The following is a 13,310-nucleotide window of genomic DNA, read 5'->3' on the forward strand; positions in this document are numbered from 1 at the left end:
CTCGAACCTGCACTGGCCGCGAAGATCGCCCTGACGCCGCGGCTACAGTGCCGGGGGGCCACGGCTTACGCTGTGTGTCGTACTCTTAGGGCTCTTGGGTTATCCATAGCCGGTTATTGGCGTTATCGGACAAAGGGGTTCACCGGACCGTGGTTACCACGCTCTCGATCCTGCTGATCCTCACGAGCCTCGTGCTCGTGCTGCTGGTCCTGCTCCACAAAGGGCGGGGCGGCGGCCTGTCTGACCTGTTCGGCGGCGGAGTGACGTCGAGCCTCGGTGGCTCTTCCATCGCTGAACGCAACCTCGACCGCATCACGGTTGGCACGGGCATCATCTGGTTCGCCTGCATTGTGGGACTCGGATTGCTGCTCAAGTTCGGCTGAGCGTGCGGGCACACTCCCCACCTCGCTGGACAGCGCCGCGACGACCGCGGCCACCTGGTCCCTACTGATCGCCGATGTCCGGGCTCGTTCCAGAGCCATCGTTCGTCCGCAGACCGTCACGAGGGAGATCGTCAGTGGCAAGTGGCAGTGCCATTCGGGGCAGCCGGGTCGGTGCCGGTCCAATGGGAGAGGCCGAGCGTGGTGATACCGCGCCCCGCCAGAGAGTGACGTACTGGTGTGCCAACGGGCACGAGACGCGTCCGAGCTTCGCGCTTGACGCGGCGGTGCCTGACTCCTGGGACTGCCCGCGGTGCGGGCTTCCCGCCAGTCTTGACTCGGGCAACCCGCCGGCGGCGCCGAGAAATGAGCCGTACAAGACGCACCTCGCCTACGTCAAGGAACGCCGTACCGACGAAGAAGCGCGGCAGATCCTCGAAGAGGCGCTGCAGCAGCTTCGCGAACGCGTCGGTCGCGGAGAAGTCATTCTCTGACCGAGGCATCGTCCCGCGACCTGTGGGAGGGCGGTCGACTTCCAGGCCGATGTTCCTCCCGCCAGTCTGAGGGGCACGCTCGTCCGGGCCGGGTAGCTGAGTCGGGCTGCCCGGCCGGTTTCGTTCGCCGGTCTTGTCATCGGCACGTCGTGGGTTTACCGTCGCCGCCAGACATCCCATGTCCCACGTCCAATGTCGACGCAAGGGACGGACGAACGGAGTCCGGCATGACGGCAGCGCCTCCGTACGCACGCCCTGGCGGGGACACCGAAGCGCGGCGAGTGGGCGTCCCTCGCGCAGCGACGGTGGCCATCATCGCCACCACGTGCCTGCTCGCCGCGCTGCTGGCGGCGGTGCCCCGCACCGACGCCGCCGGTGCGGAGCCGCGGCCCGGCCAGGAATCGGGCCATGAGGAGAGCCTGGGCCTGGTCGAGCAGGCGATGTTCGACGAACAGGTGCTGTTCCAGGGCGGCACGCTGGGCTACTCGTGTTTCCGGATCCCGGCGATCGTCACCGCCACCGACGGCACGTTGCTCGCCTTCGCCGAAGGCCGGGTCAACACCTGCTCAGACACTGGCGACATCGACCTCGTACTTCGCCGGTCGCACGACGGTGGCCGAACCTGGGGACCGCTGCAGGTCCTCATCGAGGGATCGGGAGACACCAGAGGGAATCCGGCACCGGTCGTGGACCGGGCGTCGGGTCGGATCGCGTTGCTCTCGACCTACAACCCAGGGGCGAACCAGCAGATCCGCCGCCCGTTCCTGCAGGTCAGCAACGACAACGGTGCCACGTGGACCGCACCGGTCGACATCACCGGCGACATCAGCAAGCCCGAGTGGGAGTGGTGGTACGGCACCGGGCCGGTCCATGGCATCCAACTCACCCGCGGACCCCATGCCGGACGTCTCGTCGTCCCGTCGTACTTCAACGAAACGGGCGGAACGCCCGGCGGCGTCGTGCTCGTCTACAGCGACGACGGTGGGCTGACCTGGCACCGAGGTGCGATCGCCTCGCACGACAGCCAGGTGATGCACCCGGGCGAGAACACCATCGTCGAGCTCGTTGACGGCGGGATCTATGACTCCGCCCGCGAAAGCGGGCGCGATCCTGACCCGGGCAACCGTGCGTTCGCGACCAGTGGTGACGGCGGAGAGAGCTTCGACGCGCCGTTCGCCACCGACCCGCGGATCGTCACGCCGATCGTGCAGGGATCGCTGCTGCGGCTGGGCGCGGTCGACGAGGGCGATGCCCGCAACCGGATCCTGCTCGCGGCGCCGGCGCATCCGGCGGCGCGCGAGGTGATGACGGTTCGCTCGTCCTACGACGAGGCTCGGACGTGGGAGTCCTGGGATGAGGGCAAGGTCGTCCACTGGGGTCCTTCGGCGTACTCCGACCTCACCGAGATCTCCGACGGCGTGGTCGGGTTGATGTACGAGGCGGGGAGCTTCAGCCCGTACGAGACGATCCGCTTCGCCCGCTTCGACGAGGCCTACCTTGCGACGCCGAACGGTGACCCGCCCGGCATCCCGCCGCCTCCGGCGCCCGGGCCGACGACGCCCGACCTGGCGAAGGCAGGTGCGCCGGAGCGTGGCAACACCGCGTACGTTCGAGGTGGAGCGACGCTCGGCGAAGGCCGGTTCGGCACGGCGCTCGACCTCGACGGTAGCGACGACCGGGTGGAGCTGCCCTTCACGAAGGCGCTCGACCTCGCTGCCGATGACTCCACCTGGTCCGCCTGGATCCGCTACTCGGCGACGGCCGGGTCGCACACTTTGCTGTGGGCGTACCGGCTCGGGTCCGGCACGACGCCGCAGGTCTGGCTGCGCGCGGAACCGGGCAGCAACCGGATCCGCGCGCTGATCGGCACCGGCTACGGCTCGGCCACCCTGACCGCCACCGACCCGGTGAACGACGGCGAGTGGCACCACGTCGCGCTGCGGCGGGCTGGCCGGCAGTTCAGCCTGTGGCTGGACGGTGAGCAGGTGGCGGCCGCGACCGGGCCTAAGGGCTCGGTGACCGAGGGCCAGGAGTTCGGCGTCGAGGGGATCCACGTCGGCCAGCGCATCGACGGTGCGAACCGGTTCCAAGGCTCGATCGACGAAGTACGCATCTACCGGCGTGCCCTGACCGAGTCGGAGATCGGTCAGGTCAGCCGGTCCAGTGCGCTGGATCCGCGTGGTCTGGAGCTACGGCTTCCGTTCGAGAAGATCCAGGGCGGCTGATCCTCATCCGCCGCGCGCGTTGTCAAGCACCAGGTGGATCGCGGCGGACACGTTGTCGGCGGTGCGCGTCGGTTGGTACTCGAGCTCGGCCGGCCAGATCCTGCCGAGAGGCAGCCACACGCTGGGGTAGCCGATGGCCTGAGCGCCGCCGATGTCCGCGCGTGCAGAATCGCCGACGACCCAGCCGCCGTCGGCCAGCCTCGCCCCCACCACCTCCGCGGCGCGGGCGAAGATCCCCGCGTCCGGCTTGGCCGCCCCGACGCCCTCGGAGATGACCCAACCGGCGACCTCCCGGCCGAGGCCGCAAACCTGGATCTTCTTCTCCTGTTGGCGGACCCGGCCGTTCGTCACGATGACCGGAGTCCAACCGAGGGCCGTGGCGTGTCGCAGGGCCGTACGGGTGCTCGCCGCGAGGGTGACCGCGTCGGCGGCGCCGTTGTCAAGGAAGCCTTGCACGAGCGGGGGAGCGAGCATCGGATAGCGATCCAGCAGGCCGCGCGCTACCACGCCCCGCGGCCGGTAGCCGCTGGCGTCGAGTTCGAGAACCCAGTCGAGGTCGGTGGCCGGAAGTCCGTGCGTAGCAAGGAGATCCGTCGTCGCGAACCGGAACGCGGCATCCCGGTCGACGAGGGTGTTGTCGAGGTCGAGCAGCAGGAGTGGCACGTGGCGCGATCCTACGGCTGCGCCGCTTCGCGGATCCAGCCAGATGCCTCAGGGGCGGGCGGCCCGGCCCTCGCTCGGTGTGCTCTCGTGGTGCAGCCGGTCGAGCCCGGTGACCGCGTAGGTGTAGGTCCGTCCCGGATCGGCGGTGGTGTCAACGAAGCCTTGCTTGGTACCCGACCCCGCCCGCACGGTCGTGAGCAGGTTGCCCGCGTCGTCGAAACCACACGGGTCGGACTCGTCCCCGTCGAACCGGTAGACGGCGTACGACGTGGCCCGGCGGTGCGCCGACGAGGTGTCCTTCCAGGACAGGCGTACGCCCTCGTCGGTGTGCTCGGCGCTCACGAGTGACGGTCGGTCAGGTGCCCTCCCGCCCAGGTGGTGCATCTCCGGCACCAACGCCGGCCGCGCGTAGTGGTCGGCGACCAGGATGCTCATGTTGTCCAGCCGGTCGGCGATGACGTCCTTGGCGCTGAAGTAGATGTCACCGGCCACCTGCGGATGGTCGCGGTTGAAGGTGAGGTGCCGCGTCATCTCCTGCGGGTCCGACCAGGCGGGATCCTGCGTGGACGTGCCCGCCTTGTAGGTCGCCTGGCCGACGAAGAGTTGAACATCCCTCCCGTCGACCTCGGCCGACCACCACGGCACGAGCTTCGCGTAGTCGGCGGGAGCGAAGCCGATGTTCCAGTAGACCTGCGGGACGATGTAGTCGATCCACTCCTCGCGGACCCACCGCCTGGTGTCGGCGTACAGGTCGTCGAAGGTCTCGACGCCGGCCTGGGTGTCGGACCCCTCGGGATCGGTGGCGATGTTGCGCCACACCGCGAACGGGCTGATCCCGAACTTCACCCAGGGCTTCGCCTTCTTGATGCGTACGGACAACTCCTTGACGAGCAGGTCGATGTTGTTGCGGCGCCAGTCGGCCTTGTTGGGGAAGCCGGCGCCGTACTCCTGGTAGGTCGTCTCGTCGTCGAACTGCTCGGTGCCCACGGGGTATGGGTAGAAGTAGTCGTCGAAGTGGACGGCGTCGACGTCGTAGTTCTTCACCGCGTGCAGGATGGCGTCCTCGACGAAGCGCCGCACCTGCGGGATACCTGGGTTGTAGTAGAGCTTCCCGCCGTAGGGCACGATCCAGTCCGGGTGCTGCCGGGCTGGATGATCTGGTGCGAGGTGGGCGGGATCAGCCTGCATACTGACGCGGTACGGATTGAACCAGGCGTGGAACTCCAGGTTGCGCGCGTGCGCCTCGCTCACGAGGAAGTCCAGCGGGTCATAGCCCGGGTCCTGTCCCGCAGTGCCGGTCAGCCATTCCGACCACGGTTCGTACGGCGAGGGCCAGAAGGCGTCCGCGGTCGGCCGGATCTGCACGACGACGCCGTTCAGGCGACGGTCCTCGGCTTCGTCGAGCAGGCGGAGGTACTCGGCCTTCTGCTCGGCGACGGCGAGGCCCTGCCGGGACGGCCAGTCGATGTTGACCACGCTGGCGATCCACATCGCGCGGAACTGCCGCTTCGGCGTCGCCGGATCAGGTGCCGGACACACCTTGCCCGCCGTCGAGTCTCCGCCGCCTGGTGCCGCGGCGGCCCTCTCGCCGGACGACGCGACCGGCGCGGCGGCGGACGGCAAAGCGGCCATGGTGGCCAGCAACGCGACCGCGGAGACCGCGACGAGCGTGAGGCGTTGCAGGTGGATGCGCGAGGTCAGCACGGTGGACGCACCTCCCGGACGGCGTACACGGATGTGCACGATGCTCGGAAGCAGTGTGCCGCTCCGCGCCGGGCGCGTCTATAGTTTTCGGTCCCCGGCATATGCATGTAAGGAATGTGCGGATGCTCGGCCGCGACCGGTGCGGATCACGTGTTCACCCCAACTCCGCGAAGTCGACACCGGTGAGCTCTGCGGAGCGCTTCCACAGCGCCTCCGCCGTCGCGCTGTCGTACGCCCGTGCCGCGGCTCGCACCCGCGTCGGCGAGCCGCGTAGGCCGAACCATCGTGGGCCGAAGAAGTCGCCGCTCCGCACGTCCGGCATCGTGGCCGCGTAGAGACTGGGCAGTGCACCGGCGGCAGCGGGTTGCGCCGCCAGATCTCCCGCGGTGCGCAGCAGCCACCCAGGTGGCCTGCTCTGGGACCACGGATGCTGCAGGTTGGTCGCGGCGTAGCCGGGATGGCTGGCCGCGCTGACCAGATCCAGTCCGGTGTGCTCGGCACGGCGTTGGAGCTCGAACGCGAAGAGCAGGTTCGCCAACTTGCTCTGTGCGTACGCCCGCCACCGGCCGTACCGGCGTTCGGACATCAGGTCGTCGAAGTCGATCCTCCCGACCGAGTTCGTGCTTCATCCGGGCGAGGGCGGTCTCGCCCTTGCGGAGATCGCGGCAGGCCATGACCACTGTCGCGCCGTAGCGGGCCAGCTCGAGCGCGGTCTGGAAGCCGAGTCCGGAGTTCGCACCGGTGATGACAGCGGTTCGGCCGGTGAGATCAGGGATCGTGTCCGCGGTCCAACCAGGCGACGTCATGGCCGCATCATTCCGCGCGTATCCGGCAAATGGCATCGACCGTCCGGTCGTGGCACAGGAGGTCCGGCCAGGCATACTCAAGGGCGTGGGCAAGGATCCGGCTGGCGGCCACCGTGCCGCCGATGCGGCAGTCAGGCACCTCCTCCGGGCGGGGATCGACGGCGGAGGGAGGCTTGCGTCCGCGGATCGGGCGGCCGAGCGTGCTCTGCGCGCGCATCCCGACGCCGAGGACGCGATCGACCGGATCGTCGCGACCCACACCCGCCTCGCGGCTGCGGGGGGTTTCGCCACCGGCATCGGCGGTTTCGTCACACTGCCGGTCGCGTTACCCGCCAACGTCGTCGGCTTCTACCTGATCGCGACCCGGATGGTCGCGGCGATCGCCGCCGTCCGTGGGCATGACGTGAAGGAAGACGCCGTACGCACGTCGGTCCTGCTCGCCCTGACCGGCAGCGACGCCTCGAAGGTCGTGAAGCATGCGGGGATCGGCGTGAACGGCGTCGCGGCGTACGCACTGCGAAGTGTGTCGCCGGCCGCTCTCATGGTCGTGAACAAGGGCGTGGCGTTCCGGCTGTTCGTCCAACTCGGCCGACATGGCCTCAGCAGGTTCGGCCGCGCGATACCCGTCGTCGGCGGCTTCGTCGGTGCGGCGTTCGATGCCCTGCTGATCCGTCGGATCGCCCACCACGCCCGCGAGCACTTCCCGCCCCGGGCGGTATCGGAGGACCTCCCGCGCTCGCCGGAATGATCAGCAGATCAGGCCGCGCTTGCTCTCCGCGCCATGGGCGGTGGGGTTCGCCCCGATCCATCGCGGATCCGCCGGCTCGCTCGCCCGCTGGTAGCGGATGTCGCAGGACAGTCGTAGCCGGTCGGATGTGTTGTCGAGGCTCCCGTGCAGCGTGTACATCGGGAACGTCACCAGGTCACCCATCGCGAACTCGGCCGTGAGCCAGCGCAACCCGAGGTCGTCGCGCAACTGGACCGGGTCGGGGGAGATGTACCCGTTCCACTCCCACGCCCCGGCGCGGGCCGTGGCGGTGGACTCCTCGTCGTTCTCGCAGTAGGTGTCGACGTCTCGGGTGTGGTAGTCGCGGCGGAGCCGGTCGACACGGTGTGAGCGCTCGAGCACGATGAGGCCGCCGAGGCGCAGGTCGACGTCGCCGAGCGGCACCCACGCGGTGAGCAGGCGCGGCGTCCCCCGGTTCATGAAGACGCTGTCACCGTGAGGTGGCGTCCCCCTGCCCGGACGTACGGCGCGCAGCCAGGTGAAGTCGAAATGTCGCACTCGCTCGCCGAAGATCCGTTCGTACAGTGCGGCCGTGCGGCCGGCGTAGAGCAGGCGCTGCAGTGGCGCGCTGGCCTTGGCGGTTGTGTGGAGGATCCCGCGGTACGACTCGTCCGAGGGGATGCCGTCCATCGGATCCGTACCAGGCTGCACGAGTCCGTCGGCCTGCAACCTCGTCATGAGGTCGAGCCGAGCCGTGAGTACCTCGTCTCGGTCGAGGTAGCCCGGAAGGTAGAGATACCCGTCGTCGTCGAGCCGACGGAGCAGCTCGTCGGCATCGTCGGCCGCGTCGGCGGAACGCCGGAGCTGGCCCAGTGCCTCTGGGGCGGCGTCGAGGGTACGCTCCTGAGCGCGAAGAGGGGGAAAGGTCGAGATCGTCACCTGGTGGCTCCTCTGCGGGCGTACGACGCGGCCGATCGCCCTGATCGCCGGTGGGCTCCGGTGCGGACGACCTCCAGCATGGGTCGCGTCCGCACGAAGCGGCAAGGCGTAGAACCGGACGGGCCACGACCGGCAGCGGACCACCACAACCCGCTCGTCACACTCGACCACCACATCGGATACGCCCAGGAGGAAATGCGGATGGCGGCACGGATCTGTGTCCTCGGTAGCGCCAACATGGACCTGGTCGTGTTCACGGAACGACCGCCGGCGATGGGGGAGACGGTGACGGGGGATCGCTTCCTCACGATCCCCGGCGGCAAGGGAGCCAACCAGGCGATCGCCGCGGCGCGGGCCGGCGGAGAGGTCCGGATGGTCGGCGCGGTGGGCGAGGATCCGTACGGCGACCAGGTGCTCGGGGTTCTGCGGGGCGCCGGCGTGGACACTGCCGGAGTCGCCCGTGTCGCCGAGACCACCGGAACCGCCCACATCCTGGTCGAGCGCGGTGGCGACAACTCGATCGTTGTCGTACCCGGCGCCAACGGCACCGTGCACGAACCCGTCGCAGGTCTGGATACCGCGCTGGCCGACGCCGACCTGTTGTTGCTCCAGCTCGAACTCCCGCTCGACGCCGTCACCGATGGGGCGCGAGCGGCTCGGGGGCACGGCGTCAAGGTCGTCCTGACACCCGCTCCCGCACAGCCGCTGACAGGCGATCTCCTGGAGTCGGTCGACCTGCTGGTCCCGAACGAGCACGAGGCGGCGGTGCTGACAGGGGCCGCCGATGTCGACTCGGCCGCGTCCGTCCTCCTCGATGTCGTACCCGAGGTCGTGGTGACACTCGGCGCTCGGGGTGCGTTGTGGCGGGACCGGCACGGCGGACGGCTCGAGGTACCGGCGCCCGAGGTGGTCGCCCGTGACACCACGGCGGCGGGTGACACCTTCGTGGGTGCCCTGGCTGTCGCGCTGGGGGAGGGCCGCCCCATGCCGGACGCCCTTCGGTGGTCGGCCGTCGCTGCCGGCCTGTCGGTCCAGAAGGAGGGCGCGAGCACGTCGATGCCCGACCGCGCCGCCATCGACCGCGCCGCCGCGACCACCGGCTGACCCGCTCCCCGTGGGAGGTTCAGCCGGTGATCTGGCAGAACGATGCGTAGTGGTCGGCGGTGTAGTGAGCGTGGACGGATCCGTCGGTTGGGTACCACCGGTGACGAGCCGCCGGTCGCCACGATCGGGCGCTCCCGGAGTCGGGACGGTGTAGACGCGGTAGTAGCCGAGGTCCTGGTCGGGGAGCAGGCCTTCGCGGTTCTCGTACGTAGTCCCGTCCTGGTCATAAGGGAACGGACCACCGGCCCGGACCAGTGAGACTGTCTCCGCGCGGGCTACCCGGGGAAGACGGTTCGCGCCTTCGCGGGGTCCGCGGCTTCGTGGCGTTCTCCATGATCGGAACGCTAGGGCGGACCCGGACGAACGGGAAGATCACGCACGTGCTCGTCGCCCACGGGCCGCGCCGCAGACACCTTCCTGCCACCCTCGTGAGCGACCTGGCCGCCGGTCGAGTGTCAGAGGCGTGGACCCCCGTCACGGCAGGGCGAGGAGGGTGAAGCTGATCCGTTCGTAGGGGCGATGGTCGCCGTTCTCGAACAGCACCCCGATCGTGCGCTCGCCGTTGTGGCGGCCGAGGTCGACGAGATCGGAGTACGCAGCGGGTCCCGGCGAGACGACGACCTCCTCGGTCCAGGAGCGGCCGGCGTCCCGGCTCGTGCAGAGAGTCAGTCGCCTCCGGACCTCCGGATCACCTGGCCCGGCGAAGACCAACCGCTTATCGACGGCCAGCAGGCTGCACTGGACGACGGGCGTCGCGAGCGCCAGCACTGGTGCGTACGGCCGGTCGAACGTCTCCCCGCCATCGGAGCTCACGGTCTGAGCGCGATGGGCGGGCGCGAGGCCGCCCTGGTTGCGGGCGTTGGCGTAGATCCGCCCGTCCGGGAGCTCGGCGACCGTCGACTCGTTGGCGTGTACGCACCAACTGGCCGACTGGTGTTGCTCGGGCGGGCAGTGGTCCTCCGCACCGATCCGCCAGGATCGTCCGCCGTCGTCGCTCAGCAGCAGGTGCCCGCCGTGTCCCGCTGCGCCGGTCGAGTGGTTGGCGGGTACGACGAGGCGCCCGGCGTGTGGGCCCTGGCACAGCGCGATGGCATGGCCCGGCCCGGTGGCGTACCACCGCCAGTCGGGGCGCTTCGTCGAGGTGGTGAGGTCGACCGCCGCCGTCCAGCTCACGCCGCCGTCGGTGCTGCGCTGCAGCCAGACCCGTCGCGACTCGGCGGCAGAGACCTCACCCCGCACGATGCGGTCCTCGGTCGCGCTCCCGGCGGCCCGGGTCGTGAGAAGCACGACATCGCCGGACGCCGGATCCACGACCGGGCTCGGGTTGCCGACGGTGTTGCCGGGATCGCTCGCCACGACCTGGAGGTCAGACCACGTGGCCCCACGGTCGGCGGATCGCCGCAGGACGAGGTCGATCGGCCCCGCGTCTCCAGGCCCGAGACGGCGACCTTCTGCGAAGGCGAGCAGCGTGCCGTCGTCCACGGCCACGACCGCCGGGATCCGGAACGTGTCGTAACCGTCGGTCCCCGCGGCGTACACCGTCCTCGCCTGCGTCACCGCAGGCCCGCTTCCTCCAGGTGCCGGGCGACGGAGGCGAGTTCGCGGTCGTCGAGGGGGATCATCGGCAGGCTGGTCGTCGCGTGGGTGATCACCCCGCGCATCCGCAGTGCCGCCTTGAACGCACCGATGGCCGAGGAGTACAAGCCCATCCGGCCCTCGCCGACGCCGACGAGCGCGAACAGGCGCCGGAGCCGGTCCTGCTCGGCCATGGCCGCCGGCCAGTCACCACGTCGCGCGGCTTCGTACAGGCGGACGAACCCGGCCGGGTCGACGTTGCCGAGACCCGGGACGATGCCGTGCCCGCCCGCGAGGAGCGCGAGGTCGGCGTGGACCTCCGACCCGGTGTACGCCCGGAACGACGGCACCCCCGCCGTCGCACCGATCGCGGCCCGGAACCCGTCGATGTTCCCGCTGGAGTCCTTGAGCCCGGCGAGTACGCCGTCCGCGGCCAGCTCGCCCACCAGGTCGGCGGGCAGCTTCGTGTGGACCGCGGTGGGGATGTCGTACGCGAGTAGCGGCAGGTCGACGGCTCGCCTGATCGCGCGGAAATGGACCGCGATCTCCGCCGGGTGCGTGGGCGAGTAGAACGGCGCGGTCGCGACCAGGCTGTCAGCGCCGTGCTTCTGGGCCGCCCGGGCGTGCGCGATCACGCGGGTCGTGGTCATGTCGATCGCCCCCGCCACCACGGGTACCTGTCCCGCCGCGAAGCCCACGACTGCCTGCAGCACTCGCGTCCGCAGGTCGTCGGTGAGGTAGGCGGCCTCGCCGGTCGACCCGCCCACGAACAGTCCGGCGACGCCGGCCTCGAGGAGGAAGCCGCAGAGGCGTTCGAGGGACGCGATGTCGAGCTCGCGCTCGGGGGTGAACGGCGTGCAGACCGGGGGGATGACACCTGACGGTGTGCTGGCTGAAGCCACGGTCCACCTCTTCGTCTCGCCATACGTAGGACGTGGGATGTCCGCCGGCTAGGCTAGCCCAAGGCGCCGGATGCTCAGGGCACTGGACGCCCCCACAGCCCGTAGGACCTATGCCCCGGTGCCCACAGGACACGGGCGCCGGTGCCCACAGGACACGGAGCATCCGAGCCCCAGGACTCGCTGAAGGTTGGTGCATGGCAGGGACAGGTCGGCAGCTCGAGGCCCGGATCGTCGATCTCATCCTCGACGAGGGGCTGCGGGCGGGTTCGCCGTTGCCGGCGGAGCCGGTCCTGGTGACGACGTTGGGCGCGAGCCGCAACTCCGTCCGTGAAGCCCTCCGCGCGTTGCACACGCTGGGGATCGTCGAGATCCGGCACGGCTACGGGACGTTCGTGGGGAGTGCCCCGCTCACGGCCGTCACGCCGGGCCTGCTCTTTCGTACCCGCCTCGCTGTCCGCGACGACCCGAGTGCGCTCGCCGACCTGGTGGAGGTCCGCGAGCTGCTCGAACTGGGACTGATCGAACGCGTCGCCGACCAGGCGGACGACGACCTCCTCGAAGCGCTCGACGCTGCCGTCGAGGCCATGCGTACCGGCGAACTCGCCGACGCCGACCGCAGGTTCCACGAACGGTTGTACGCGGGCGTGGGCAACGAGCTCGCCACGCAGCTGGTCAGCCTGTTCTGGGACATCTACCACCAGGTAGCGAGAGAGCTCGCCCCGCCACCGGTCGACCGATCCCAGGTGGTCGCGAGCCACCAGCGGATCGTCGAGGCCCTCCGCTCCCGCGACGGGGCCCGGGCGCGGCACCTGCTGCGTGCGCACTTCGCCGACCTGCGCGCACGCGTGGACCGGCTGGTCGATGCCGTCAGCCCTGCCGGTACGGAGTCGCGTTCGTAGGGCCTGGCACGATGGGGAAGTGCCTCGATCACTGGATGAACTGCTCGACCTGCTCGATCTGGAACAGATCGAGGACAACCTGTTCCGCGGCCGCCAGCCGGAGACCAGGCTGCAGCGCGTGTTCGGCGGACAGGTTGCCGGCCAGGCATTGGTCGCCGCCAGCCGCACCGTCGAACCGGGCCGGGCGGTCCACTCGCTGCATGCGTACTTCCTGCTGCCAGGCGACACCAACGTCCCGATCGTCTACGACGTCGAACGGCTGCGTGACGGCCGGTCCTTCAGCACCCGCCGGACGGTCGCGCGACAGCATGGCCGGACGATCTTCTACATGTCGGCGTCGTTCCATGTGCCCGAGACCGGGTTCGACCACCAGGACGTGGCACCCGACGTACCCGCTCCGGACGTGTGCCCGACACTCGGCGAGGTGCTCGAGAAGATCTCGGGGCGCCCGAGCGACACGTGGGCGGAGGAGTGGGCCGCGCTCGACGTGCGCTATGCGGGCGACTCGCGCCGTGGCGGTACGCCGGACGTCCCGGACCATCCCGCCCGCGCGCGGGTGTGGTTCCGCGCCGCCGGCCGGCTGCCGGACGACCCGGTACTGCACCGGTGCGTTCTTGCGTACGCCAGTGACCTGACCCTGCTCGGTGTCACGCTCGTGCCCCACGACACCTACATCGGGGCGCGTGGCCTGCAAACCGCGTCGCTCGACCACGCGATCTGGTTCCACCGGCCCTTCCGCGCGGACGAGTGGCTGCTCTACGACCAGATCTCACCGTCGGCGTCGGATGCGCGGGGCCTTGCGACCGGCCGGCTGTTCACCACCGACGGAAGCCTGGTCGCGTCGGTTGTCCAGGAGGGGCTGATCCGTCCGCGTCTCGATGGGGCAGGGTAG

Annotated in this window: 13 protein-coding genes and 2 pseudogenes; 7 read left to right on the forward strand and 8 right to left on the reverse strand. The window is 70.0% G+C overall.

Translation table 11 applies throughout. The features are described 5' to 3' along the window. Nucleotides 1–149: 149 nt before the first annotated feature. From secG to ABN034_RS16470, 3 genes are all read left to right on the forward strand, one after another. Entirely contained in the window at nucleotides 150–383 is a 234-nt protein-coding gene (gene secG, locus ABN034_RS16460) for a preprotein translocase subunit SecG (RefSeq protein ID WP_349329270.1), read from the forward strand. Between the two features lie 134 nt (nucleotides 384–517). Next, nucleotides 518–874, forward strand: a complete 357-nt coding sequence (locus ABN034_RS16465) for an RNA polymerase-binding protein RbpA (RefSeq protein ID WP_349329112.1) — start codon at nucleotides 518–520, stop codon at nucleotides 872–874. Nucleotides 875–1,101: 227 nt separating this feature from the next. Next, complete coding sequence (locus ABN034_RS16470) at nucleotides 1,102–3,099, forward strand: exo-alpha-sialidase (RefSeq protein ID WP_349691888.1); 1,998 nt, start codon at nucleotides 1,102–1,104, stop codon at nucleotides 3,097–3,099. Nucleotides 3,100–3,102: 3 nt separating this feature from the next. Here the strand turns inward: ABN034_RS16470 and ABN034_RS16475 are convergent, their stop codons facing one another. The 4 genes and pseudogenes from ABN034_RS16475 to ABN034_RS16490 all read right to left on the reverse strand — a co-directional run. Next, nucleotides 3,103–3,762 (reverse strand): HAD family hydrolase, encoded by a 660-nt coding sequence (locus ABN034_RS16475; protein ID WP_349691889.1) that lies wholly within the window; start codon nucleotides 3,760–3,762, stop codon nucleotides 3,103–3,105. Nucleotides 3,763–3,810: 48 nt separating this feature from the next. After that, nucleotides 3,811–5,466 carry a glycoside hydrolase family 10-like protein gene (locus ABN034_RS16480; RefSeq protein WP_349691890.1) on the reverse strand — a complete coding sequence of 552 codons (1,656 nt, stop codon included), beginning with the start codon at nucleotides 5,464–5,466 and terminating at the stop codon, nucleotides 3,811–3,813. Nucleotides 5,467–5,620: 154 nt separating this feature from the next. Beyond that, nucleotides 5,621–6,052 carry an SDR family NAD(P)-dependent oxidoreductase gene (locus ABN034_RS16485; protein WP_349692018.1) on the reverse strand — a complete coding sequence of 144 codons (432 nt, stop codon included), beginning with the start codon at nucleotides 6,050–6,052 and terminating at the stop codon, nucleotides 5,621–5,623. A 49-nt stretch (nucleotides 6,053–6,101) separates the two neighbouring features. Next, a pseudogene (locus ABN034_RS16490) lies at nucleotides 6,102–6,347 on the reverse strand (SDR family NAD(P)-dependent oxidoreductase); the annotation flags it as partial. On the opposite strand from ABN034_RS16490, the gene ABN034_RS16495 reads away from it, so the two are divergent. After that, a complete protein-coding gene (locus ABN034_RS16495; protein WP_349691891.1) occupies nucleotides 6,271–7,020 on the forward strand; it encodes an EcsC family protein in 750 nt (249 codons plus the stop codon). The pseudogene ABN034_RS16490 and the gene ABN034_RS16495 overlap by 77 nt on opposite strands. Here the strand turns inward: ABN034_RS16495 and ABN034_RS16500 are convergent, their stop codons facing one another. Beyond that, nucleotides 7,021–7,938: a phytanoyl-CoA dioxygenase family protein gene (locus tag ABN034_RS16500; RefSeq protein WP_349691892.1), complete on the reverse strand. Its 918-nt coding sequence runs from the start codon at nucleotides 7,936–7,938 to the stop codon at nucleotides 7,021–7,023. Nucleotides 7,939–8,016: 78 nt separating this feature from the next. On the opposite strand from ABN034_RS16500, the gene rbsK reads away from it, so the two are divergent. Then, complete coding sequence (gene rbsK, locus ABN034_RS16505; protein ID WP_349691893.1) at nucleotides 8,017–9,042, forward strand: ribokinase; 1,026 nt, start codon at nucleotides 8,017–8,019, stop codon at nucleotides 9,040–9,042. A gap of 135 nt (nucleotides 9,043–9,177) precedes the next feature. Here rbsK and ABN034_RS16510 read toward each other — a convergent pair. The 3 genes and pseudogenes from ABN034_RS16510 to ABN034_RS16520 all read right to left on the reverse strand — a co-directional run. Continuing rightward, nucleotides 9,178–9,297: pseudogene (locus ABN034_RS16510) on the reverse strand (ribonuclease domain-containing protein); the annotation flags it as partial. 219 nt (nucleotides 9,298–9,516) lie between these two features. Beyond that, entirely contained in the window at nucleotides 9,517–10,599 is a 1,083-nt protein-coding gene (locus ABN034_RS16515) for a sialidase family protein (protein ID WP_349691894.1), read from the reverse strand. After that, nucleotides 10,596–11,519, reverse strand: coding sequence for a dihydrodipicolinate synthase family protein (locus ABN034_RS16520; RefSeq protein WP_349691895.1), 924 nt, complete (start codon nucleotides 11,517–11,519; stop codon nucleotides 10,596–10,598). The genes ABN034_RS16515 and ABN034_RS16520 overlap by 4 nt, the downstream gene beginning before the upstream one ends. Before the next feature lie 194 nt (nucleotides 11,520–11,713). On the opposite strand from ABN034_RS16520, the gene ABN034_RS16525 reads away from it, so the two are divergent. Both ABN034_RS16525 and tesB read left to right on the forward strand, forming a co-directional pair. Beyond that, nucleotides 11,714–12,418 (forward strand): FadR/GntR family transcriptional regulator, encoded by a 705-nt coding sequence (locus ABN034_RS16525; RefSeq protein ID WP_349691896.1) that lies wholly within the window; start codon nucleotides 11,714–11,716, stop codon nucleotides 12,416–12,418. A gap of 19 nt (nucleotides 12,419–12,437) precedes the next feature. After that, nucleotides 12,438–13,310, forward strand: coding sequence for an acyl-CoA thioesterase II (tesB, locus tag ABN034_RS16530; protein ID WP_349691897.1), 873 nt, complete (start codon nucleotides 12,438–12,440; stop codon nucleotides 13,308–13,310).

The sequence above is a fragment of the Actinopolymorpha sp. B11F2 genome (genome assembly GCF_040195635.1).
GTDB lineage: Bacteria > Actinomycetota > Actinomycetes > Propionibacteriales > Actinopolymorphaceae > Thermasporomyces.

Excerpts from the sequence above, each read along its gene's own strand:
- ABN034_RS16470 (WP_349691888.1), top strand. The coding sequence starts at position 1,102 with ATGACGGCAGCGCCTCCGTACGCACGCCCTGGCGGGGACACCGAAGCG.
- ABN034_RS16485 (WP_349692018.1), bottom strand. The coding sequence starts at position 6,052 with ATGTCCGAACGCCGGTACGGCCGGTGGCGGGCGTACGCACAGAGCAAG.
- ABN034_RS16495 (WP_349691891.1), top strand. The coding sequence starts at position 6,271 with ATGGCCGCATCATTCCGCGCGTATCCGGCAAATGGCATCGACCGTCCG.
- rbsK (WP_349691893.1), top strand. The coding sequence starts at position 8,017 with ATGGGTCGCGTCCGCACGAAGCGGCAAGGCGTAGAACCGGACGGGCCA.
- ABN034_RS16525 (WP_349691896.1), top strand. The coding sequence starts at position 11,714 with ATGGCAGGGACAGGTCGGCAGCTCGAGGCCCGGATCGTCGATCTCATC.